Source organism: Pseudomonas sp. KH_017 (assembly GCF_057840285.1).
Genome location: NZ_CM174509.1, coordinates 6105792 through 6129680, shown reverse-complemented (window position 1 = coordinate 6129680; position 23889 = coordinate 6105792). Strand labels below are relative to the sequence as shown.

22 protein-coding genes are annotated in these 23889 nt (G+C 60.2%); 14 read left to right on the top strand and 8 right to left on the bottom strand.

The features are described from left to right. The first annotated feature begins 38 nt into the window (after positions 1-38). Together gcvH and gcvP are read left to right on the top strand one after the other, a co-directional pair. On the top strand, positions 39-422 hold the full coding sequence (gene gcvH / locus AC3IT6_RS27970) for a glycine cleavage system protein GcvH (RefSeq protein WP_489317624.1): 384 nt from the start codon (positions 39-41) through the stop codon (positions 420-422). A gap of 145 nt (positions 423-567) precedes the next feature. After that, positions 568-3441: an aminomethyl-transferring glycine dehydrogenase gene (gene gcvP / locus AC3IT6_RS27965; RefSeq protein ID WP_489353779.1), complete on the top strand. Its 2874-nt coding sequence runs from the start codon at positions 568-570 to the stop codon at positions 3439-3441. Positions 3442-3635: 194 nt separating this feature from the next. Here the strand turns inward: gcvP and AC3IT6_RS27960 are convergent, their stop codons facing one another. From AC3IT6_RS27960 to AC3IT6_RS27940, 5 genes are all read right to left on the bottom strand, one after another. Next, positions 3636-3953: a DUF2388 domain-containing protein gene (locus tag AC3IT6_RS27960; RefSeq protein ID WP_150724968.1), complete on the bottom strand. Its 318-nt coding sequence runs from the start codon at positions 3951-3953 to the stop codon at positions 3636-3638. A gap of 68 nt (positions 3954-4021) precedes the next feature. Continuing rightward, positions 4022-4471, bottom strand: coding sequence for an NfeD family protein (locus tag AC3IT6_RS27955; protein WP_489353778.1), 450 nt, complete (start codon positions 4469-4471; stop codon positions 4022-4024). An 8-nt stretch (positions 4472-4479) separates the two neighbouring features. Continuing rightward, positions 4480-5400, bottom strand: a complete 921-nt coding sequence (locus tag AC3IT6_RS27950) for an SPFH domain-containing protein (protein WP_489353777.1) — start codon at positions 5398-5400, stop codon at positions 4480-4482. A gap of 84 nt (positions 5401-5484) precedes the next feature. After that, positions 5485-7269, bottom strand: a complete 1785-nt coding sequence (gene tfpB, locus AC3IT6_RS27945) for a type IV pilus assembly ATPase TfpB (RefSeq protein WP_223443921.1) — start codon at positions 7267-7269, stop codon at positions 5485-5487. Between the two features lie 90 nt (positions 7270-7359). Next, positions 7360-7698: a hypothetical protein gene (locus tag AC3IT6_RS27940; RefSeq protein ID WP_489353776.1), complete on the bottom strand. Its 339-nt coding sequence runs from the start codon at positions 7696-7698 to the stop codon at positions 7360-7362. Between the two features lie 126 nt (positions 7699-7824). Between AC3IT6_RS27940 and AC3IT6_RS27935 the strand changes: the two genes are divergently transcribed. Further along, a complete protein-coding gene (locus tag AC3IT6_RS27935) occupies positions 7825-8289 on the top strand; it encodes an Lrp/AsnC family transcriptional regulator (protein ID WP_008015415.1) in 465 nt (154 codons plus the stop codon). A gap of 98 nt (positions 8290-8387) precedes the next feature. Here AC3IT6_RS27935 and AC3IT6_RS27930 read toward each other — a convergent pair whose 3' ends face one another. Beyond that, positions 8388-9755, bottom strand: coding sequence for a CYTH domain-containing protein (locus AC3IT6_RS27930; RefSeq protein WP_489353775.1), 1368 nt, complete (start codon positions 9753-9755; stop codon positions 8388-8390). A gap of 157 nt (positions 9756-9912) precedes the next feature. Here AC3IT6_RS27930 and argE point away from each other — a divergent pair, with 157 nt between their 5' ends. Continuing rightward, the gene (gene argE, locus AC3IT6_RS27925; RefSeq protein ID WP_489353774.1) at positions 9913-11064 is read left to right on the top strand and encodes an acetylornithine deacetylase; all 1152 of its coding nucleotides are present in this window, start codon (positions 9913-9915) and stop codon (positions 11062-11064) included. Positions 11065-11322: 258 nt separating this feature from the next. Next, the gene (gene argA, locus AC3IT6_RS27920) at positions 11323-12621 is read left to right on the top strand and encodes an amino-acid N-acetyltransferase (RefSeq protein WP_489353773.1); all 1299 of its coding nucleotides are present in this window, start codon (positions 11323-11325) and stop codon (positions 12619-12621) included. Between the two features lie 48 nt (positions 12622-12669). Here the strand turns inward: argA and tauA are convergent, their stop codons facing one another. Beyond that, positions 12670-13662, bottom strand: a complete 993-nt coding sequence (gene tauA / locus AC3IT6_RS27915) for a taurine ABC transporter substrate-binding protein (protein ID WP_489353772.1) — start codon at positions 13660-13662, stop codon at positions 12670-12672. A 361-nt stretch (positions 13663-14023) separates the two neighbouring features. Here tauA and AC3IT6_RS27910 point away from each other — a divergent pair, with 361 nt between their 5' ends. From AC3IT6_RS27910 to AC3IT6_RS27870, 9 genes are all read left to right on the top strand, one after another. After that, entirely contained in the window at positions 14024-15355 is a 1332-nt protein-coding gene (locus AC3IT6_RS27910; RefSeq protein ID WP_489353771.1) for an OprD family porin, read from the top strand. 412 nt (positions 15356-15767) lie between these two features. Next, on the top strand, positions 15768-17111 hold the full coding sequence (locus AC3IT6_RS27905) for an OprD family porin (RefSeq protein WP_489353770.1): 1344 nt from the start codon (positions 15768-15770) through the stop codon (positions 17109-17111). A gap of 292 nt (positions 17112-17403) precedes the next feature. Further along, positions 17404-18042, top strand: coding sequence for a peroxiredoxin (locus AC3IT6_RS27900; protein ID WP_150724979.1), 639 nt, complete (start codon positions 17404-17406; stop codon positions 18040-18042). A 333-nt stretch (positions 18043-18375) separates the two neighbouring features. Further along, positions 18376-18969 carry an NADPH-dependent FMN reductase gene (ssuE, locus tag AC3IT6_RS27895; protein WP_007993145.1) on the top strand — a complete coding sequence of 198 codons (594 nt, stop codon included), beginning with the start codon at positions 18376-18378 and terminating at the stop codon, positions 18967-18969. A 90-nt stretch (positions 18970-19059) separates the two neighbouring features. Next, positions 19060-20052: a sulfonate ABC transporter substrate-binding protein gene (locus AC3IT6_RS27890; RefSeq protein WP_489353769.1), complete on the top strand. Its 993-nt coding sequence runs from the start codon at positions 19060-19062 to the stop codon at positions 20050-20052. A gap of 26 nt (positions 20053-20078) precedes the next feature. Continuing rightward, entirely contained in the window at positions 20079-21227 is a 1149-nt protein-coding gene (ssuD, locus tag AC3IT6_RS27885; RefSeq protein WP_489353768.1) for an FMNH2-dependent alkanesulfonate monooxygenase, read from the top strand. 9 nt (positions 21228-21236) lie between these two features. Then, a complete protein-coding gene (gene ssuC / locus AC3IT6_RS27880; protein WP_489353767.1) occupies positions 21237-22019 on the top strand; it encodes an aliphatic sulfonate ABC transporter permease SsuC in 783 nt (260 codons plus the stop codon). Next, positions 22016-22822, top strand: a complete 807-nt coding sequence (ssuB, locus tag AC3IT6_RS27875) for an aliphatic sulfonates ABC transporter ATP-binding protein (protein ID WP_489353766.1) — start codon at positions 22016-22018, stop codon at positions 22820-22822. The genes ssuC and ssuB overlap by 4 nt, the downstream gene beginning before the upstream one ends. Positions 22823-22855: 33 nt before the next feature. Next, positions 22856-23071 carry a TOBE domain-containing protein gene (locus AC3IT6_RS27870; RefSeq protein ID WP_007967989.1) on the top strand — a complete coding sequence of 72 codons (216 nt, stop codon included), beginning with the start codon at positions 22856-22858 and terminating at the stop codon, positions 23069-23071. 176 nt (positions 23072-23247) lie between these two features. On the opposite strand, the gene AC3IT6_RS27865 is transcribed toward AC3IT6_RS27870, so the two are convergent. Continuing rightward, positions 23248-23886 (bottom strand): TetR/AcrR family transcriptional regulator, encoded by a 639-nt coding sequence (locus tag AC3IT6_RS27865; RefSeq protein ID WP_150724984.1) that lies wholly within the window; start codon positions 23884-23886, stop codon positions 23248-23250. Positions 23887-23889: the final 3 nt, after the last annotated feature.

Genomic DNA, 23889 nt, shown 5'->3' with positions numbered 1-23889 from the left:
GGCAATGACCGCTGACATTTTTCTTGAGGACACAGAACATGAGCGAAATCCCTGTCGACCTGCGTTTTGCCGAAAGTCACGAATGGGCCCGTCTAGACCATGATGGCGGCGTGAAAGTGGGTATTTCAGACCATGCTCAGGAAGCCTTGGGTGACGTAGTGTTCGTTGAGCTGCCGGAAATCGGCAAAGTGTTCGCTGCCGGTGAGGCTGCGGGTGTCGTCGAGTCGGTCAAGGCCGCGTCGGATATCTACTCGCCAGTTTCCGGTACAGTCATTGCCGTTAACGAAGAATTGGCCAACAGCCCGGAACTGCTCAACAGCGCGCCTTATGACAGCTGGATATTCAAACTCGAGCCAAGCGATACCTCTGAGCTGAACAACCTGCTCGACGCGATGGCCTACAAGGCCGCCATCGGCGAGTAAGCCTTAAGCGTCATCCCCAAAGCCCCGACTTGTCGGGGCTTTTCAGTTTCCGGGATCCTGATCTTCAAGGCTCTGTGGCATCGACTGCTATGCTGGTTTGACCGTGTTGCATCGACGCTGAGCGCCAGTCAAGAGAGAGCCCGTCATGTCCCAATTGCCGTCCCTGAGCCAGTTACGCGACCCCAATGCCTTTCTGCGCCGCCACCTCGGGCCCGATGCCGCCGAGCAACAGGCGATGCTCGACAGCCTCGGCCTGGGCAGTCGGGTCGAATTGATCGAGCAAACGGTGCCGCCGGGCATCCGCCTCAACCGGGCGCTGGACCTGCCCCCGGCACTCGATGAAGAGGCCGCGCTGGCCAAACTGCGCGGTTATGCCGAGCAGAACCAGGTCTGGACCAGCCTGATCGGCATGGGCTACCACGGCACCCTTACACCGGCGGTCATTGTGCGTAATGTGCTGGAAAATCCCGGCTGGTACACCGCGTACACCCCCTATCAGCCAGAGATCGCCCAAGGGCGGCTCGAAGCGCTGCTGAACTTCCAGCAACTGACCATCGACCTGACCGGCCTGGAGCTGGCCAATGCCTCGCTGCTCGATGAGGCCACCGCCGCGGCGGAAGCCATGGCCCTGGCCAAGCGGGTCGCCAAGTCCAAAAGCAACCTGTTCTTTGTCGACGAAAACTGCCACCCGCAAACCATTTCCGTGGTGCAGACCCGCGCTGAAGGTTTCGGCTTCGAGCTGATCGTCGACGCTGTGGATAACTTGAAGCAGCACCGGGTGTTCGGCGCGCTGCTGCAATATCCCGACACCCACGGTGAAATCCACGACCTGCGGCCACTGATCGATCACCTGCACGCGCAACAGGCCCTGGCCTGTGTCGCCACGGATTTGTTGAGCCTGTTGTTGCTGACCCCGCCGGGTGAACTGGGTGCCGATGTGGTGTTCGGCTCGTCCCAGCGATTTGGCGTGCCCATGGGCTACGGCGGGCCGCACGCGGCATTTTTTGCCAGCCGCGATGAATACAAACGGGCAATTCCCGGGCGGATCATCGGTGTTTCGAAAGATGCGCGGGGCAACATCGCCCTGCGCATGGCCCTGCAAACCCGCGAGCAACACATCCGCCGGGAGAAGGCCAACTCCAACATCTGCACAGCCCAGGTGCTGCTGGCCAATATCGCCAGTTTCTATGCGGTCTATCACGGCCCCGAAGGGCTGAAGCGGATTGCCCAGCGGGTTCATCGGCTGACCTGCATCCTGGCCGCCGGGCTCGAACGCAACGGTATCACCCGGGTCAACCGGCACTTCTTCGACACCCTGACGCTGGAAGTCGGCGGAGCCCAGACCGCGATCATCGAAAGTGCCCGGGCCGCGCAGATCAACCTGCGCATTCTCGGGCGCGGCCAACTGGGCTTGAGCCTCGACGAGGCCTGTGACGAAGGCACCGTGGCGAAGCTGTTCGACGTGTTCCTGGGGGCCGATCACGGGCTCAGCATCGATGACCTGGATGCCGAGGTCCTGCCTGGCGGAATTCCCGAAAGGCTGGCGCGAACTTCGCCTTATCTGCGCCATCCCGTGTTCAGCGCCCATCACAGCGAAACCGAGATGCTGCGCTACCTCAAGCAACTGGAAAACAAGGACCTGGCGCTCAATCAATCGATGATCCCGCTGGGCTCCTGCACCATGAAGCTCAACGCCACCAGCGAGATGATCCCGATTACCTGGCCGCAGTTCGCCAACCTGCACCCGTTCGTGCCCAAGGAACAGGCTGCCGGTTATGGGCTGATGATCGAAGAACTGGAGCGCTGGTTGTGTGCGATCACCGGTTTCGACGCGATCTGCATGCAACCCAACTCCGGTGCCCAGGGCGAATACGCCGGGCTGCTGGCGATCCGCAAATACCATGAGAGCCGGCAACAGGGCGGCCGCGATATCTGCCTGATTCCTTCGTCGGCTCATGGCACCAATCCCGCGTCGGCGCAAATGGCCGGGATGCGCGTGGTGATCGTCGAGTGTGACGAGGCGGGCAACGTCGACCTGGATGACCTCAAGGAAAAAGCCGCGCAGGCCGCAGACAAACTCGCCTGCCTGATGGCGACCTATCCTTCGACCCATGGCGTGTATGAGGAAGGCATCAGCGAAATCTGTGAAGTGATCCACCAGCATGGCGGTCAGGTGTACATGGATGGCGCCAACCTCAACGCCCAGGTCGGATTGGCGCGGCCGGCCGACATTGGTGCCGATGTCTCGCACATGAACCTGCACAAGACCTTCTGCATTCCCCATGGCGGCGGTGGGCCGGGCATGGGGCCGATTGGTGTTCGGGCGCACCTGGCGCCGTTCGTGGCCAACCATCCGGTGGTGCCGATCGACGGGCCGCACCCGCAAAATGGTGCCGTCAGCGCAGCGCCTTGGGGCAGCGCAAGCATTTTGCCGATCAGCTGGATGTACATCGCGATGATGGGGCCGCAACTGGCTGACGCCAGCGAAGTGGCGATCCTCGCCGCGAATTACCTGGCGCGGCATTTGTCCGGTGCCTTCCCGGTGCTCTACACCGGGCGCAACGAGCGGGTGGCCCACGAATGCATCCTCGACCTGCGACCGCTCAAGGCGTTGACCGGCATTACCGAGGAGGACGTGGCCAAGCGCCTGATGGACTACGGCTTCCATGCCCCGACCATGTCGTTTCCGGTGCCGGGGACGCTGATGGTCGAACCGACCGAAAGTGAGTCGAAGGCGGAACTGGACCGCTTTATCGGAGCGATGCTGAGCATCCGCGCGGAAATCAACGAGGTGCAGAACGGTAACTGGCCGGCTGAAGAAAACCCGTTGAAAGGTGCGCCGCATACGTTGGCCGACATCACCGGCGTGTGGGAGCGGCCGTACAGCATCGTGCAAGCGGTCACGCCGGACGCGCACACCAAGGCTCACAAGTACTGGCCGGTGGTGAACCGGGTGGACAACGTGTATGGGGATCGGAACCTGTTTTGTGCGTGTGTGCCGGTGGATGACTACCGCTGACATTTCCGGCTGCACATAACCCCTGTGGGAGCGGGCTTGCTCGCGAATGCGGTGTGACAGTCAATGAAGTTTTTACTGATCCACCGCTATCGCGAGCAAGCTCGCTCCCACAGGGGTATCAGTGAACATGGGATTTGTGTTCGCCGGGCAAAAAAATGCCGCTCAAGTGAGCGGCATTCTTGTGTTCGCGACTGTTACTCCGAAGCCACGGCATTCTTCGCCAGGATCGCGTTCGCCAGCTCCATGTCCGTGGCTTGCAGGCCAGGGTTGTCGGCGCGGACTTTCTGCATGGCCGCTTCCAGGTACGGACCGCGAATACTGCCAGCACTGGCGACGAAGCTGCTGGCATCGTCCTGGGCCGCGACGACCAGCTTGTTATCCTTGGATGTCAGATAGCTCGAACCGGTGGTTGCACCGGACGTAAGAACGTTACGCCAAAAAGTATCGGCCATCGCCGAACCGACAGGCAGGGACAACAGCGCGACGGTAGCGACAGCAAGTTTGAAACGCATGACAGGGTGACTCCACTGGGTTGACTACGCGGTTGGATTGCCAACCCCCAATCGAGTTCCGTGGTTGCCTATTCCTCTGCTTCGACCAGCAGGATCGCGCCTTGCTGGCCGACCACCCGCACGCGGCTGCCAATGGCGGCGTCCGGTCCGCGGGCCATCCACACGCCGTCGGCCACCTTGATCTTGCCGCGACCGTCGACAATCGCTTCATGCACCACGAAGGTCTTGCCGATCAGTTCCTGGCCGCGCAGATTCAGGTGCGGCTGATCGCTCGGACGCGCCGCCGTGCGCTGACGCCGCCACCAGTACAACGCGGTGGTGATCGACAGCAGGCTGAACAATAGAAACTGCCATTCCCAGGACAGGTCCGGCAGCAGGAAGATCAAGACGCCCACGGATGCCGCGGCCATGCCGATCCACAGCAGGTAACCGCCAGCGCCGAACACTTCGAGAATCAACAGCACTGTGCCCAGCGCCAACCAGTCCCAGAACGAGAGGTGCTGCAAAAATGCCCACATGGCGCGCCTCAGGCTTTCTTGTTATCGAAAGTGGCCTTGACGATTTCGCCAATGCCGCCCACCGCGCCGATCATCGAACTGGCCTCCAGCGGCATCAGGATCACCTTGCTGTTGTTGGCCGAAGCCAGCTTGCCCAGCGCATCGATGTACTTCTGCGCCACGAAGTAGTTGACCGCCTGCACGTTGCCGCTGGCGATGGCTTCGGACACCACTTTGGTCGCCTGGGCTTCTGCCGCGGCTTGCCGCTCGCGGGCTTCGGCTTCCAGGAAGGCGGCCTGGCGACTGCCTTCGGCTTCGAGGATCTGCGCCTGCTTCTTGCCTTCGGCGGTCAGGATCGCTGCGGCGCGCAGGCCCTCGGCCTCGAGGATTTGTGCACGCTTGATCCGTTCGGCTTTCATCTGCCCCGACATCGCCGCCATCAGGTCGGCGGGTGGGCTGATGTCCTTGATCTCGATCCGGGTGATCTTGATGCCCCACGGCGCGGTCGCTTCATCGACGGTGCGCAACAGTTTTTCGTTGATCCCGTCACGCTGGCTGAGCATGGCATCGAGTTCCATCGAGCCGAGTACCGTACGGATGTTGGTTTGCAGCAGGTTGCGGATGGCGTGTTCGAGGTTGTTGACCTCGTAGGCCGCCTGGGCCGTGTTGACCACCTGGAAGAAGCACACGGCGTCGATTTGCACCGTGGCGTTGTCGGCGGTGATGACTTCCTGCGGCGGAATATCCAGCACGCTTTCCATCACATTCATCTTGCGACCGATGCGGTCCATGACCGGAATGATCACGTTCAGCCCCGGCTTGAGCGTGTTGGTGTAGCGACCGAAACGCTCGACGGTCCATTCAAAACCTTGGGGCACGACCTTGAAACCCATGAACAGAATGGCGACCACCAGGCCGACAAAAAGCAAAAGCACACTACCGATCTGCATAACGATTCCTTGTTGATGTGTGGATCTGTGGAGTTGCAATCGCTGGAGTGTAGCTGTGCCGATGCCGGATAAGTACAGCCGGGCTCAGTTCTGCTCGCTCTGGGGCGTCACTCGCAGAACCTCCTCGATGGTCGTCAGCCCGGCGGCGACTTTTTGCGCTCCTGACAACCGCAGGCTGCGCATGCCTTCCTTGAATGCCTGGCGCCGTACGGCCAGCAGATCGGTGTCGGGACTGATCAGCGCTTTGATGCCATCGCTCAGCTGCATGATTTCGTAGACCCCGGCACGACCGCGATAACCGGTGTCGCGGCATTCCACGCAACCGATGGCTCGCTGGGCATTGGTCGGCAAGGGTGCTTGCCAGGGGCGGGTCAGGGTTTGCCAGTCGTCTTCGCCCAGCGTCAGCGGCGCCTTGCAGTGCGGGCACAGGGTTCGCACCAGTCGCTGGGCCATGACGCCGAGCACCGTGGCCTTGATCAGGTAGTGCGGCACGCCGAGTTCCAGCAGGCGGCTGATGGCGCTGGGAGCGTCGTTGGTGTGCAGGGTCGACAGCACCAGGTGCCCGGTGAGCGCAGCCTGGATCGCCATCTCCGCGGTTTCGAGGTCGCGGATCTCGCCGATCATGATGATGTCCGGGTCTTGCCGCATCAGCGCGCGCACGCCAGCGGCGAAGGTCAGGTCGATGTTGTGCTGGACCTGCATCTGGTTGAACGCCGGCTCGACCATTTCAATCGGGTCTTCGATGGTGCAGAGGTTGACCTCCGGCGTCGCCAGTTTTTTCAGGGTGGTGTAGAGGGTGGTGGTTTTGCCCGAACCCGTCGGCCCGGTGACGAGGATGATGCCGTGGGGCTGGCGGGTCATGTCTTGCCAGCGGCGCAGGTCGTCGGCGGAGAAACCAAGCTGGTCGAAGTCCTTGAGCAATACTTCCGGATCGAAGATCCGCATGACCATTTTTTCGCCGAAGGCGGTGGGCAGTGTCGACAAGCGCAGTTCGACTTCACCGCCGTCCGGGGTCTTGGTTTTCACCCGGCCGTCCTGGGGTTTGCGTTTCTCCGCGACGTTCATGCGCCCCAGGGTTTTCAGGCGACTGACGATGGCCATGGTCACCTGGGGTGGGAATTGATAGACGTTGTGCAGCACGCCGTCGATGCGAAAACGCACCGTGCCTTGCTCGCGCCGGGGTTCGATGTGGATGTCGCTGGCGCGTTGCTGGAACGCGTACTGGAACAGCCAGTCGACGATATTGACGATGTGTGCGTCGTTGGCGTCCGGCTCCTGGTCGCTGGCGCCGAGGTTGAGCAGCTGTTCGAAATTGCCGAGGGTACTGACTTGCGGGTCGGCGCTGTTCGCTCCGGTGACCGATTTGGCCAGGCGAAAGAATTCGACGCTGAAGCGCTGGATGTCCACCGGGTTGGCCACCACGCGCTTGATCGGCAATTTGAGCACGTGGGTCAGGTCAGCCTCCCAGCCGCTGACATAAGGCTGGGCGCTGGCCACGGTTACTGCCTCGCGATCGATCGCTACCGCGAGGATCTTGTGGCGCTGGGCAAAGGCATAGGACATCAGCGGGGTCACGGCCGCGACATTGATCTTCAACGGATCGATGCGCAGGTAAGGCTGGCCGGCCTGCCGGGATAACCACAGGGTCAGGCTCTCGAGGTCCAGCGGTTTGCCGGGACGGCTGAGATCGTCCAGCTGTTGGCTGGCAATGAACTCCAGCGGATGCATCTGGCCAAGGGAGGCGTTGCGGCGGCGGGCATTGAGCGCGTGTTCGGCCGAATCCTGACTGATAAAGCCCTGGGCGACCAGTTCGCGCAGCAGGTCATTGAGATCCAGCCAGCGGTCCTGAAAGGCGAGATGTACGGACATGCGGGCTCCTTTTGAACGACAGTGCGCAAAGGATAGCCGTGGCCCGGCTGACCGCTGGGCCACTACCCGACAAAGCCGTTTCGGAGTTTTTCAACCCGCCGCTTGAACCGCTTCGGCCCATGGGGAATCAGCTTCTTGCAGCTCCACCGAGCAGACGCTGATCAGGTTACGAAGTTTTTCCGCAATCACTTGCGCGCGGTGCCAGCTCAAACCGTCGATGACGATTTCGATGGTCAGCCAGTCGTCCTGGCGCTGCACGTTGACCTGCTCCGGCGTGAGCAATTGCAGGGCGAACAGATTGAGGGCGCGACACAGCAGGTCCGGTTCAGCCTCGGCCGTCATTTGATAGCGAACCCGGCAATGGGTGTTGCCGACGTTCCAGACATCGGCGCGGGCAGGTGGGGTGTTCACGGCTTCGAGATACGGCATGGTCAGGCTCCAAAATCATTGGAGAAATGTTTACATCCTGTGCCGGGTATTTCTTCTCTATGATTGGCTTTATTGCAGAAATGAAGAATCAATCAATTCACTTGTTACTCGGTTAAGGGTTTTTTTATGCAAAGCGAACTGGACAGCTACGACCGCAAGATCCTCGCCTTGCTGCAAGAGGATGCTTCGCTTTCCAGCGCACAGATCGCCGAGCAAGTGGGGCTCTCGCAATCGCCGTGCTGGCGGCGGATTCAGCGGATGAAAGAGGAGGGCATCATTCGCGGCCAGGTGACCTTGCTCGACCGCAAGAAAATCGGCCTGAACACGCAGATCTTCGCGGAGGTGAAACTCAATGCCCACGGGCGTTCGAACTTCACCGAATTCACCGAAGCGATTCGCGGCTTTCCGGAGGTGCTGGAGTGTTACGTGCTGATGGGGGCGGTGGATTTCTTGCTGCGGATTGTCACGGCGGACATCGAGGCTTACGAGCGCTTTTTCTTCGAGAAGCTGTCGATGGTGCCGGGGATTCAGGAAGTGAATTCGATCGTGGCGTTGTCGGAGATCAAATCGACCACCAGTTTGCCGGTCTGAAATCTTGTGGTGACTGTGCTGGCCTCATCGCGAGCAAGCTCGCTCCCACAGGGTTTCGGTGATGCCCTGTAGGAGCTGGCTTGCCAGAGAAGGCGGATTTACAGGCGCAGCAACATTTTCCAGGCACGGTTCTGATACACCGCGATCGCCTGCTGCTTGCGCGCATCCAGGACTTCGTCGGTGATCGATTCGTTGGCCAGTTGCGACAGCTTGTTCAACTCGCCGTACAGGCGATCCATTTCCGGGATCTCCAGCACGTTACGCGCATGGTGCAGCCAGACCTGGATGCGTTCGATGCGCGGCAGTTGCTCGGCCAGGTCTTCCGGTTGTTGCTGGTAACGCTGCAATTGCAACGAAGTGGCTTCTTCGCCCAGCAGGCGCGGCAACCAGCTGCCCAGTTGCGCAGCGCCCTGGCGATTGCCACGGGTGTTGCGGTCGGCGGCCCAGGTGCGGGCCAGCAGCCAGCGCGAGGTGGTCAGGGAGAACAGGCCCCAGCGCGGGTCTTCGAGCTCTTCGAGGAACTGCTCGGGCGCGGCTTTGCGCACGTCTTCATCTTCCAGGCCGGCCTGGACCAGCGGGCGCCAGTCTTCCAGCAAGGCATCGAGGGCGATACGCAGATCGTGGGTCGACTGACGTGGTGCGGCCTGGCCCAGGCTGCTGATCAGCGCGCGCATTTCCGCCAGGCATTCGACCCAGTCCTGCAACAGGCGCCAGTGACCGTTGAAGCGATACTGCTCGGCCAGACGCTGGCTGCTGCCCAGCAAATGCCAGCTCAGCGCGGCGAACGCGTCGTCCAGCGGCGTTTCGGCGGTGATCTGCGGCGCCGGCAGGCTCAACGAATAGCTGTGGGCGTCGTACAGGCGATAACCGCGCTCGGCCTTGCTGATGTCGCAGGGCATCAGGGCCAGTTTCTCGGCCAGCTCGGCGGCCAGTTCCAGCAGGGCTGCCGGCTCGCCTTCGCGCAGTTCCAGTTCCAGCTCGCAGATTTCTTCTTTCTGCTTGCCAACCACGACGTGACCCAGGTCCAGCGCGGCTTCGATGACCACTTTGGTCTTGCCGCGACCCCAGGCGATTTCCGCGCGTTCGCGGACGAAGTCGGTGGTGAAGATCGGCTTCAGGGTCTTCTTGTCGAGCTCGGCCAGTTCCTCGGGCCAGCATTCGCCGTCGAGTTTCTTCAGGTCGAGCTTGGCCTTGGGCAGGGGCCAGTTGAATTCATTACGCTCGGACAAGCCGGCGACGCTCTGGCCACGGGTCTTGAGGGTCTGAATCACTTCGTCGCCATCTTTGCGCAGGCGCAGGGCGACTTTGGCCTGGGCCAGGTCGCGCTCGGGCGTGTCGAAGTACTGATTCATCAACTCACGGCGTTCCCAGCCACTTTTGTTGCGTTTTTTCAGTAACGGGTGCTCGCGCAGGGCGGCGAGGGTTTCGCGGCTGACGCGGAGTTTGATTTCGGTTTCTTTCTGCATGGCCGGAAAATCCAGGATCGGGAGCGCAGCCGGGGGAATGTGTGGCTGCCAAGGTCGTGCAGTGTACAGGACTCAAGGTTAGTACGCGCCGAGACGGTTTATTCCTGTCATCGGTTGGTTCTATGATGGACCTCAATTCGGGTGCCGGGAGTCAGCGATGCCATTGCCGTCGATGAAAGAACAATTCGCTGCGTTGATCGCCGCACCGTCGGTCAGTTGCACACAGCCCAGTCTCGATCAATCCAACCGCCCGGTCATCGATCTGCTGGCGACGTGGCTCGGTGAGCTGGGTTTTACCTGCGAGATTCAGCAGGTCAGCCCTGGCAAGTTCAACCTGCTGGCCAGTTTCGGCTCCGGCCCCGGCGGCCTGGTGCTGGCCGGGCACAGCGACACCGTGCCCTTCGACGGCGCGCTGTGGCAAACCGACCCGCTGAAGCTGACTGAAGTCGACGGTCGTTGGATTGGCCTGGGCAGTTGCGATATGAAGGGCTTTTTCGCCCTGGCCATCGAGGCGGTCAAACCGCTGCTCGATCAGCCGTTCAAACAGCCGTTGCTGATTCTTGCCACCTGCGATGAAGAAAGCTCGATGTCCGGCGCCCGCGCGCTGGCCGAGACGGGGCGACCGCTGGGGCGGGCGGCGGTGATCGGCGAGCCGACCGGGCTCAAGCCGATCCGCATGCACAAGGGCATCATGATGGAGCGCATCGACATCCTCGGTCAGAGCGGTCATTCCTCCGATCCGCGCCTGGGCCACAGCGCCCTGGAAGCCATGCACGATGCCATCGGTGAACTGCGTGGCCTGCGCCTGTTGTGGCAGCGCGAATTCCGCAATCCGCAGTTTGGCGTGCCAATGCCAACGATGAATTTCGGCTGCATCCATGGCGGCGACAATCCCAACCGCATCTGCGGCCAGTGTTCGCTGGAGTTTGATCTGCGCCCGTTGCCCGGCATGGACCCCAAGGTCTTGCGTGCAGAGATCCTGCAGAAGCTCAACCCGGTTGCCGAGCGGCATCAGGTGAAGATCACCTACGCGCCGTTGTTCCCCGAAGTGCCGCCGTTCGAACAGGCCGAGGACGCCGAGTTGGTGCGTCTTGCCGAAAAGCTCACCGGTCACAGCGCCGAAGCAGTGGCGTTCGGCACCGAAGCACCTTATCTTCAGCGCCTTGGCTGTGAAACGCTGGTGCTTGGCCCGGGTGATATCGCCTGCGCCCACCAGCCAGGGGAATACCTCGAAATGTCACGTTTGCAGCCTACGGTGCATCTATTAAGGCAACTGATCGAACACTATTGCCTGACACCGGCAACTTGATCATGTGGGAGCGGGCTTGCTCGCGAAGGCGTCGTGTCAGCCACCTCAATACTGAATGACACACTGCCTTCGCGAGCAAGCCCGCTCCCACAGGGTCTGTGATTTGCCTGACAAGCCGTATAAATTGCCGGTACCCAAACCCGTATTCATGAGGAGAGCGCGCGTGTCGCCAAGCCTGTTCCGACGATAACCATCAGCCCGCTGTGCGTTTTCAGTTTCGCCCTTTTTTCGGCTGCTATTTATTACAGGCCCAGGTTCATGCCCGAATACGTCAATTGGCTTCGTCACGCTTCGCCTTACATCAACGCCCACCGCGATTGCACCTTTGTTGTCATGCTGCCCGGCGACGGCGTTGAACACCCGAACTTCGGCAATATCGTCCACGACCTGGTGCTGTTGCACAGCCTGGGTGTGCGTCTGGTGCTGGTTCACGGGTCCCGCCCGCAAATCGAAGCGCGCCTCGCGGCCCGTGGCCTGACCCCGCATTACCACCACGGCATGCGCATCACCGATGCCGCGACCCTGGAGTGCGTGATCGACGCGGTTGGCCAGTTGCGCATTGCCATTGAGGCTCGCCTGTCGATGGACATGGCTTCGTCGCCGATGCAGGGCTCGCGCCTGCGGGTGGCCAGCGGCAACCTGGTGACGGCACGGCCGATCGGCGTGCTTGAAGGCGTCGACTATCACCACACCGGCGAAGTGCGCCGGGTCGACCGCAAGGGCATCAACCGTCTGCTGGACGAGCGCTCCATCGTGCTGCTGTCGCCGCTGGGCTATTCGCCGACCGGGGAGATTTTCAACCTGGCCTGCGAAGACGTCGCCACCCGCGCGGCCATCGACCTGGGCGCAGATAAGCTGCTGCTGTTCGGCGCCGACCTGGGCCTGATCGACGAACACGGGCGCCTGGTGCGCGAACTGCGTCCACAGCAGGTGCCGGCGCATCTGCAGCGGTTGGGCAGTAACTATCAGGCGGAGTTGCTGGATGCCGCTGCCGAAGCTTGTCGTGGCGGTGTGGCCCGTAGTCATATCGTCAGTTATGCCGAGAACGGTGCACTGCTGACCGAACTGTTCACCCGTGACGGCGGCGGTACGCTGGTGGCGCAGGAGCAGTTCGAAGTGGTGCGCGAAGCGGCCATCGAAGACGTCGGTGGTTTGCTGGACTTGATCAGCCCGCTGGAGGAGCAGGGCATCCTGGTGCGCCGTTCCCGCGAGGTGCTGGAGCGTGAAATCGAGCAGTTCAGTGTGGTTGAGCGCGAAGGCATGATCATCGCCTGCGCGGCGCTGTATCAGATTGCCGATTCGGACGCGGGTGAGTTGGCGTGCCTGGCGGTGAACCCGGAGTATCGCCATGGCGGTCGCGGTGATGAATTGCTGGAACGCATTGAAAACCGCGCACGGGCTCAGGGATTGAAAACCTTGTTCGTGCTCACCACCCGCACTGCGCACTGGTTCCGCGAGCGTGGTTTTGTGCCGAGCAGCGTTGACCGTCTGCCGTCGGCGCGGGCGTCGCTGTACAACTATCAGCGTAATTCGAAGATCTTCGAAAAATCCCTGTAACCCAGCAGCTTTTTGTGGCGAGGGAGCAAGCTCCCTCGCCACGGATTTTCATTGCTCCTGGACAAACTTCGCACTGACAAACGGCGAATAATCCGGCAACACCGTCTCCACCTTCCCTTGCTCCTTCAAGAATTTCGCCGTCTCGCCAATGGCCTTGGCCGTGCCACCGTCCAGCAGCGCGGTGCTCTGTTGCGCCTTGGCATCCGGGAATGCGGAACCGGCCAGTAACTCCGGCACGTCGGCAGCGTTGGCACCGGTCAGTTTGGCGATTTTTTGCACGGGCTCCGAGTCGACCGTCCAGTTGGCTTTATGTGCAGCGTAATCAGCAAAGGAATCGAGGGTGACCTTGGCGAATCTTGCCACCACCTCCGGGTGCTTCTCGGCGTATTCCTTGCGCGCCACCCAGACCTCAAAAGTGGGTGCTCCCCATTGGCCTACCTGCGCAGCGTCGGTCAGGGTCTTGCCACTCTTGCGGATTTCCCCCAGGGCGGGCGACCAGACAAACGCGCCATCAATATCACCACGCTTCCAGGCTGCCGCGATTTCCGCCGGCTGCAGGTTCACCACTTTGACTTTCGAACTGTCCAGGCCCCAATGCTTCAGCGCACCAAGCAGGCTGTAGTGGGAGGTTGAAACGAAAGGCGTGGCGATGGTCTTTCCGATCAGATCTTGCGGTTTTTCGATGCCGCTGCCATTGCGCACCACCAGTGCTTCGGCGGCATTGATCTGGGCCGAGACGATGAACGCGACAATCGGCAGGTTGCGCGAGGCGGCAGCGGCCAGCGGACTGGAGCCGAGATTGCCGATTTGCACATCGCCCGAAGCAATCGCCGTGACCACTTCCGGGCCGCTGTTGAAGCGCCGCCAGTCGATGGGCTGGCCGATGGTTTTTTCATAAAGGCCATCGGCCTGGGGGACTTTGCTCGGGTCGATTCCGGTTTGATAGCCGACGGTGAGGTTCGCCGCCTGGGCGGTGAGAGAAAATGCGAGAGATACACAAACTGTAACAATTGGTCCGGATAGTGCGCGTTTGGTCGTCATGGGGCTGCCTTTCGGTAAGGATTTTTTCCGAATTGCGTCAGAAACTAATCGATCTAAAAAAGCAAAAATAAATACCGTTTAGGAATTAGCTTATTAGCCGAACCCTCTGTTCTGGGGGATCTGGAAATTGAGAGCTAAATTCCTAAACGGTATTAGAAAAGAAGCGGGTAATTCTTTTCAGGTTCATGACGAATTCATGACCCGGCAGGGACCAAAAAATCGGGGGTTAGACTATGGTCGTAGACACACATGGTTACGATTGACTTGTGGGTCGCGGTCTGGCGCTAATCGTGCATCTTAGGATTTCGGGCGACGACTCGAGACCAGGAATACAAGAATTAGAATCGAGAGGAGCTACACAATGAACAAGTCCACCTTGGCTTTGGCCGTGGCCGTAGGGGTTTTGGCGCAGCAGGCAGGCGCCGCAGGTTTCCTGGAAGACAGCAAGGCGTCCATCAGTTCCCGGACCATGTATTACAACAACGATAACCGTGAAGGCGGTGCGGATCAGAAAGAGTCCGCGGAAGGCCTGAAATTCGATTATCTGTCCGGTTTCACCCAAGGTACTGTCGGCTTCGGTATCGACGCCCAGGCACTGCTGGGTATCCACCTGGATGGCGGCAAGGGGCACCATCCGGATGCCAACACCTTTTTCCCAAGCGACACCGATGGTTCGGCCGTACACGAATGGAGCCGTGCGGCGGCCAACGTCAAGGCGCGCTTCTCGAAGACCGAGGCCCACCTGGGTGGCGCTCTGGCACCCAACTTGCCGATTCTGGTCGCGAACGACAGTCGTCTGCTGCCACAGACCTTTGACGGTGGCACCATCACCTCGAAAGAAATCGACAACGTGACCTTCAACGCAGGTCAGTTGGAGCACTCGGCAGGTCGCGCCTCTTCGAACTCCACCGGCTTGGCCGTGGCTGGCGGTACAGAGGACAGCAACAAGTTCTACTACGGTGGTGCTGACTGGAAGGTCACCAAGGACCTGACCCTGCAGTACTACCACTCGAATCTGAAGGACTACTACAAGCAGGACTTCCTTGGCTTGATCCACGTGTTTACGATCGACGCCAAGCAGTCCTTCAAGACTGATATTCGCTACTTCGACAGCAGCTCCGACGGCAAGAACGGTGATCCGGGTTTCCGTTTCAACAACAACAACGGTTTCGCCAAGACCCCGGGCGAGGTCGATAACAAGACCTGGAGCGCCATGTTCACCTACACCCTGGGTGGCAACGCCTTCCTGGTCGGCCATCAGCGCGTCAACGATGACGGCGGTTTTGTTTTCCTGAACCAGGGCAACGTGGTTGATAGCAATGGCCGTCCGGAAGGGAACGGCGGCGCCAGCTTCTACCTGTTCACCGACGCCATGATCAACGGCTTTGTTCGTGCCGGTGAAAACACTACCTTCGGTCAGTACTCCTATGACTTCGCCGGACTGGGCGTGCCGGGCCTGAAAACTTCGATCGCCTACCTGCATGGCGACAACATCAAGGCTACCAACGGCAGCGGCCCTGATAGCTCCGAGTGGGAACGCGACATGCGGATCGACTACACCATCCAGCAGGGCACTCTCAAAGGTTTCGGCGTAACGCTGCGTAATGGTGTCTACCGTGGCAGTGAAGTCTCCAACAACCCTGATGTTGACCAGACTCGTCTGATCTTCAACTACACCTACAGCTTCCTGTAACAAGCCTTGTAAAAAAGCCTCGCCTGCTGGCGAGGTTTTTTTTGTCTGTTTTTTAATATTCCATAAAGATCTTTAGTGATTATTTATTATTCTTTTTAGTTTTTAAATATCCCGCTTAAAGTGCGCCTGTCCGACACTCATCCTAGAGCTCGGATTTGGCAGTTTCGTCCCTCGACCAACGATCAGGTTCAGGAATTGGCCTAGCCGCCGATACCTCGGATCTGTCGTGGGAAGTCATATTCCGAGACGATATTAAAAAGCATCAAGAAATTCTTTTTGGCTTTAAGGCCATGTATCCTGCGGCCCGCCAAACGACCGGCTCAGACGGTTTGCCGCGAATTTATGCATTCAGGATCCCGGGCAATCGATTCGGGACCAGGAACATCAGAATTAGAAACGAGAGGAGCGAAACATGAACAAGTCCACCTTGGCCATCGCTGTGGCCGTCGGGGTTTTGACCCAGCAGGCAAGCGCCGCGGGTTTTATCGAAGACAGCAAGGCAACATTGGGGCTGCGTAACTTCTACATCAACACCGATTACCGTGACGGTACTGGCCCGAACAAAAACGAAGAATGGGGCCAAGGCTTCGATCTGCGTTTCATCTCCGGTTACACCCAAGGCACTGTCGGTTTTGGTGTGGATGCGATCGGCCTGTTGGGCGTCAAACTGGATTCCGGTGGCGGCACGAACGGCGCGAGCAACAACTCGTACGGCGGCACCGTGTTCCCGAGCAAGTCCAACGGCGAAGCGGTTGATGACTTCTCCAGCCTGGGGTTGACTGCCAAAGCCAAGATCTCCCAGACCGAGCTGAAGCTGGGTACCTTGCAGCCAAAGCTGCCGGTGATCGTAACCAACGACGGTCGTCTGTTGCCGCAAACCTGGCAGGGCGGCCAGATCGCCTCGAGCGACATCAAGGACCTGACCTTGATCGGCGGTCAGATCGAGCAGGTAAAAGGTCGTAACTCGAGCAACAACGAACAGTTGTCTATCTCCGGCGCCAACAGCCGTTCCGCTACAGGCCGCGACAGCAACAAGTTCATCTATGCCGGTGGCGACTACAAGATCACCAAGGACCTGACGGCCCAGTACTACTACGGCAACCTGGAAGAGTTCTACAAGCAACACTTCCTGGGTCTGGTGCACAACTGGGCAATCGGCCCTGGCGTATTGAAGTCTGACTTGCGTTACTTCAACAGCTCCGACGACGGTGCCAACGGTCACGACCCTCTGTACTTCACCACTGGCAACTACAGCGGTGCAGCCAATGGCAAAGGCAAGGTCGACAACAACCTGTACAGCGGTCTGTTCCTGTACACCGTTGCCGGTCACACCTTCGGTGGCGGTTATCAGGTCAGCAACGGCAGCAGTGACTTCCCTTGGCTGAACCAGGGCGACGGTTCGTCGAACTACACCATCACCGACTCGCAAATCCAGAAGTTCGGCCGTGCCGGCGAGCGTACCTGGCTAGCACGCTACTCCTATGACTTCGCCAAGGTCGGCGTACCTGGCCTGACGGCGGGCCTGGTGTACCTGCACGGTGACGATATCGATACCGTTAACGCCAAGGGTGGCGAGGCGGCCAATGGTGCTTCCGAGTGGGAGCGCGATCTGAGCCTGGCTTACGTCGTTCAGGAAGGTCCGCTGAAAAACCTGGGCCTGGCGTGGAAAAACGCGACCTGGCGCACCGACCTGCCGAACACGCGTTCGCAGGACGAAAACCGCGTGATCCTCAGCTACTCGATCCCGCTGCTGTAATAGCACTCGCGTAACCGAGACAAAAAAAGCCCCGCCCGGTATTGCACCGGGCGGGGCTTTTACATTTTCAAGACGGGTTCACCCCCGTAATCCCGCCTTGAACTTCCCTCTTTGCAGCAACTCAAGGCCTTCTCGAACCTTGGGGGCGATGTTCGGCCGGTTGTGCGGGCACGTCCAGTGAACAGATATTTAATATTTCTTTATGATCTAAATAAATCGATATTTATTCTTTTTAATAGATAAAAAACACAGGCACAGTTGAACTCATCAAGCACTCACAAGGAGCAGCACCATGGGTCTCAGACTTGGCGATATCGCCCCCGATTTCGAACAGAACTCCAGCGCCGGCACCATCCGTTTCCATCAGTGGCTGGGCGATAGTTGGGGCGTGCTGTTTTCCCATCCCGCAGACTTCACACCGGTGTGCACTACTGAATTGGGCTTCACCGCCAGGCTCAAGGATGAGTTCGCAGTGCGCGGCGTCAAGGCCATCGCTTTGTCGGTGGACCCGGTGGAGTCGCACCATAGGTGGATCGAGGACATCAACGAAACCCAGGGCACCGTGGTCAACTTTCCGATCCTAGATGACGCCGACCGCAAGGTCTCGGACCTCTACGACCTGATTCATCCCAACGCCAACGACACCCTGACCGTGCGCAGTCTGTTCGTGATCGACCCGAAGAAAAAGGTCCGGCTGACGATTACCTACCCGGCGAGCACCGGCCGCAACTTCAATGAAATCCTGCGGGTGATCGACTCGCTGCAACTCACCGATAACTACAAGGTGGCCACACCGGCCAACTGGCAGGACGGTGATGAGGTGGTGATCGTGCCGTCGCTCAAGGATGAGGATGAAATCAAGCAGCGTTTTCCCAAGGGCTATCGGGCGGTCAAGCCTTACTTGCGCCTGACGCCGCAGCCGAACCGGTAAGTCGCCGGCATCGGCGGTGTGGCTGATGCCGTCTTCGCGAGCAAGCCCGCTCCCACATTTGTCCGCGTCCATCTGTGGGAGCGGGCTTGCTCGCGAAGGCGTCGGGTCAGACACCACAGACCTCACAGTTAACAGTACCCACAAAGCAGGGGATTTTCAGGCCGTTTCGACGGCCTGTTTTTTTGCCTGGAAGAAACCGGTTTGCATATTTCCATAACGCATAACCAAATGAATAAATATGATTTATGGATATATAAATCAACTGTTAAGGTCACTCCATCGAAGCGAGATCGCAAGCCGCGAATCGCCAACACCGTGCAAGGAATCGTCTGAATGTTGGTTGTCTCACTCGGTGGCAGTCCCAGTCAGCGCTCTCGTTCCGGGGTGCTGCTGGATCGCTCCCAGCGTTGGTTGCAAGGGCAGGGCGTGGAAGTGGTGAGTTATCAGGTACGGGACTTCCCGGCCGAGGACTTGCTGCACGCACGCTTCGACAGCCCCAAGGTGATCGACCTGTTGCAACAGATTGAAAACGCCGATGGCCTGCTGATCGCCACACCGGTTTACAAGGCATCGTTTTCCGGAGCACTGAAAGTCGTGCTGGATCTGCTGCCCGAACGCGCCTTAAGCCACAAGGTGGTTCTGCCGATGGCCACTGGCGGCAGCATCGCTCACATGCTGGCGGTGGATTACGCGCTCAAGCCGGTGCTGTCGGCATTGAAGGCCCAGGAAATGCTGCAAGGCATTTTCGCCGTCGACAGTCAAATCGCCTACGGCGAAGGCAGCGCCCTGGCGCAGTTGGCGCCGGAGCTGGAACAACGACTGAATGAATCGCTGGAGCTGTTTTTCAGCGCCATGGCGCGACGGCCCAAGCCGCTCGACCCGAACCTGTTGAATGATCGTTTGTTGAGTGCTCGCTGGAGCATTTGAGCCTCACCGAAAAATTGAAGTACTGGCCTTACTCGCCCGCCAACGGGCAAGCAGGTGCAGCCAAAACCCAACTGCAAAAAGGAGAGCGCCATGCGCCCTGTCATTTTGCGTCGTGGTCTGGTCGCTCTGTTTGCTGCGGCCGCCTTCGGCGTTATTACTCAAGCTCAGGCGCTTTCTACCCAGGAAGGCGTGCTACGAATCGGTTATCAGAAATACGGCACCCTGGTGCTGCTCAAAGCCAAGGGCACCCTGGAAAAACGTCTCGCCGCCCAAGGCGTGGACGTGCAATGGACTGAATTTCCCGGCGGCCCGCAACTGCTAGAAGGCCTGAACGTCGGCTCCATCGACTTCGGCGTCACCGGCGAAACGCCTCCGGTGTTTGCCCAGGCAGCGGGTGCCGATCTGCTCTACGTCGCCTATGAACCGCCAGCGCCGCACAGTGAGGCGATCCTGGTGCCGAAGGACTCGGCGATCAAATCGGTAGCGGAGCTCAAGGGCAAGAAAGTCGTGCTCAACAAGGGCTCCAACGTGCACTACCTGCTGGTGCGTGCGCTGGAAGACGCCGGCCTCAAATACACCGACATCCAGACCGTATTCCTGCCGCCGGCCGATGCCCGCGCCGCGTTCGAGCGCGGCAGCGTCGACGCCTGGGTGATCTGGGACCCGTACCAGGCCGCCGCCGAACAACAGCTGCAAGCGCGCACCCTGCGCGATGGCCTGGGCATCGTCGACAACCATCAGTTCTACCTGGCAACCAAGCCTTATACGCAGAGAAATCCCGAGGTGATCAAGACCCTGGTGGAAGAAGTGCGCGCGGTGGGCGAGTGGTCCAGGGCTAACCCGCAAGAGGTGACCCAACAGGTTTCTCCGCTGCTCGGCCTGCCAGCAGACATCACCCTGACCTCGGTGAAACGCCAAGGCTATGGCGCGCTGTTCCTCACCCCGGAAGTGGTCGCGGCGCAGCAGAAAATCGCCGACAGCTTCTACCAGCTCAAGCTGATTCCCAAGCAGTTGAGCATCAAAGACGTGATCTGGACGCCTCCGGCTGCCGTTGCCCAAAGCTCAGTAACCAAAGCCCAATAAATCGATTCCCCCAAGGAGACCACTCCATGAGCCTCAATATTTTCTGGTTCCTGCCTACCCACGGCGACGGCCATTACCTTGGCACCGCCGAAGGCGCGCGCGCCGTCGATCACGGTTATCTGCAACAAGTCGCGCAAGCCGCTGACCGCCTGGGTTTTGGCGGGGTACTGATCCCTACCGGGCGTTCCTGCGAAGACTCGTGGCTGGTAGCGGCATCGCTGATTCCTGTGACCCAGCGCTTGAAGTTCCTTGTCGCGCTGCGCCCCGGGATCATTTCCCCGACGGTGGCAGCGCGTCAGGCCGCAACCCTGGATCGACTGTCCGGCGGTCGTGCGCTGTTCAATCTGGTGACGGGCGGTGATCCGGAGGAATTGGCGGGCGATGGACTGTTCCTTAGCCACGAAGAACGTTATCAGGCTTCGGTGGAATTCACCCGCATCTGGCGTCGGGTGCTGGAAGGCGAAACCGTCGATTACGACGGCCAGCACATCAGCGTGAAGGGGGCGAAATTGCTCTATCCGCCGATCCAGCAACCGCGTCCGCCGCTGTACTTCGGCGGTTCCTCGGAAGCCGCGCAAGACCTGGCCGCCGAACAGGTGGAAATGGTCCTGACCTGGGGCGAACCACCGGCCGCCGTCGCGGAAAAAATCGAACAGGTCCGTGCCAAGGCCGCCAAGCTCGGGCGCACCGTGCGCTTCGGCATTCGCCTGCATGTGATCGTGCGCGAAACCAACGATGAAGCCTGGAAAGCCGCGGATCGGCTGATCTCCCATCTCGACGACGAGACCATCGCTCGTGCCCAGGCTTCGCTGGCGCGATTCGATTCGGTCGGTCAGCAACGCATGGCCGCATTGCATGGCGGCAACCGCGCCAATCTTGAAGTCAGCCCTAACCTGTGGGCCGGCGTCGGTCTGGTGCGCGGCGGTGCCGGTACGGCGCTGGTGGGCGATGGTCCGACCGTGGCCGCCCGCGTGAAGGAGTACGCGGACCTGGGCATCGATACCTTCATCTTCTCCGGTTATCCACACCTGGAAGAGTCGTACCGGGTGGCCGAGTTGCTGTTCCCGCACCTCGATGTCGAGCGTCCCGAGTTGCCGAAAAGTGCCGGTTACGTAAGCCCGTTCGGCGAGATGGTCGCCAACGACATTCTGCCCAAAGCCGCGTCCCAGAGCTGAGGCGCGGTCATGAAGAAAATCATCCACAGCCTTGCGCCCTGGGCGTTGCCGGTGTTGCTGCTGGCGGTGTGGCAGTTGAGTGTGTCGGCGGGTTGGTTGTCGACACGGATCCTGCCGGCACCCATTGCCGTGATCGAGGCCGGCGTGAGCCTGGTGCGCAGCGGCGAAATCTGGACGCACCTGGCGATCAGTGGCTGGCGTGCTGCGCTGGGCTTCACCATCGGTGGTGGCATCGGCCTGACGCTTGGTTTCATCACCGGCCTGTCGAAGTGGGGCGAGCGCTTGCTCGACAGTTCGGTGCAGATGATCCGCAACGTGCCGCACCTGGCGCTGATTCCACTGGTGATCCTGTGGTTCGGCATCGACGAGTCAGCGAAGATTTTCCTGGTAGCGCTGGGCACCTTGTTCCCGATTTACCTCAACACCTATCACGGCATCCGCAACGTCGACCCGGCGTTGGTGGAGATGGCGCGCAGTTATGGCCTGTCCGGTTTCGGTCTGTTCTGGCAGGTGATTCTGCCGGGGGCGCTGCCTTCGATTCTGGTCGGCGTGCGCTTCGCCCTGGGTTTCATGTGGTTGACGTTGATCGTGGCGGAAACCATTTCCGCGAGTTCCGGCATCGGCTATCTGGCAATGAATGCCCGGGAGTTCTTGCAGACCGACGTGGTGGTGCTGGCGATTCTGTTGTACGCGGTGCTCGGCAAACTGGCCGACCTCGCGGCCCGTGGGCTTGAGCGAGTGTGGCTGCGCTGGCACCCGGCGTATCAGGTTGCCAAGGGAGGTGCAGCATGATCGCAGAGCAACCTCCACGCCTGCTGCGCGGCATTCCGCTGGCGGTGCGCAAGCTGCAAAAAACCTTTGGCTCACGGCAGGTGCTGCGTGAGATCGACCTGCACATTCCGGCGGGCCAGTTTGTCGCCGTGGTCGGTCGCAGCGGCTGTGGCAAAAGTACCTTGCTGCGCTTGCTCGCCGGCCTCGATCAACCAACAGGCGGCGAGTTGCTCGCCGGTGCCGCGTCATTGAGTGACGCGCGGGAAGACACGCGGCTGATGTTCCAGGAAGCGCGTTTGCTGCCCTGGAAAAAGATCATCGACAACGTCGGTCTGGGCCTCAAGGGTAACTGGCGGCCGCAAGCGCTTGCAGCTTTGGAAGCAGTGGGCCTGGCCGATCGCGCCGACGAGTGGCCGGCCGCGCTGTCCGGTGGACAAAAGCAGCGCGTGGCTTTGGCCCGTGCGTTGATTCATCAGCCGCGCCTGCTGTTGCTCGACGAACCCTTGGGTGCGCTGGATGCCCTGACCCGAATTGAAATGCAGCAACTGATCGAACGGCTCTGGCAGCAGCACGGTTTCACCGTGTTGCTGGTGACCCATGACGTCAGTGAAGCCGTGGCGATTGCCGATCGGGTGATCCTGATCGAAGACGGCGAAGTCGGCCTCGACCTGCACGTGGAACTGCCGCGCCCTCGGGTTCGTGGCTCCCATCGGCTGGCGGCGCTGGAAACCGAAGTGCTCAATCGCGTGCTGGCGCTGCCCGGCCAACCGCCGGAACCGGAACCTGTTTCACCCTTGCCTACGCAATTGCGCTGGGCTCAATAACTCAAGTCTTACCCAACGACAGGAATCAACATCATGACGATCAAGGCCATCAACGTTCGCAACCAGTTCAAAGGCTCCATCAAGGAAATCGTCCTCGGCGACGTGCTCTCGGAAATCGACGTGCAAACCGCGTCCGGCATCGTCACTTCGGTGATCACCACACGCTCGGTGAAAGAGCTGGAACTGGCGGTCGGCAGTGAAGTGATCGCGTTTGTGAAATCCACCGAGGTGTCGATCGCCAAGTTGTAAGCCACATGCGTAAACAACAACCCCGAAGGGTTTGAGCCCTTCGGGGTGTTTTGTGCGTGTGTATCAGCGAGATTCGCGGCGCGGCCTTCGCGAGCAAGCCCGCTCCCACAGGGGAATGCATTCCAAATGTGGGAGCGGGCTTGCTCGCGAAGAGGCCGGTGTGACCAATAAAGATCTCAGGCTGGAACGCTGCGTTTGGGCAGATACGGTGGCAAATACAACCCCACATAAGCATCAAACACCCGCATCCCTTCCTCGGCCATGCGCGGCGTAATCTGCCCGTGCTGCTGCACCGAGCGCGCATACACCCGGTCGCCCAGTTCCATGGCCAGGGCGAACACATCGACATCACTCGGCAATGTCGGCAACTCGAAGTGATGGTCGAACAACTTGTGCATCAGGTCGCCCAGTTCGATGTCGTGTTGGCGGTCGGCCTGGGTGACTTCGGTCAGACCGTGCTGGGCCAGAATGAGTTGGCGGGCGGCAGCGTCCTCTGCATAGATGTCGAGCATGCGTTGTTCCACCAGTCGCGACAGATCGCGCCAGCCATTCAAGGCGAGGTGGTCGATGGGAGCTTGCAGGCAGGCGCGGAAGGCCGCATGGACGTCGGCGGTCAGGGCTTCGAGCAGGGCAGGCACGCTGGCGAAGAAGTGGTAGACCGAGGAGGGCGGGATCTCCGCGCGCTCGGCAACGCTGTAGATCGACAGGCTGGCCACGCCCTCGGCGGCCAGCAGTGTACGGGCGGCGTCGAGTATCGAATCGATCCGGGCCTGGCTGCGTGCGCGGGGTTTGCGGGGGGTGGCTACGCGTGTCATTGG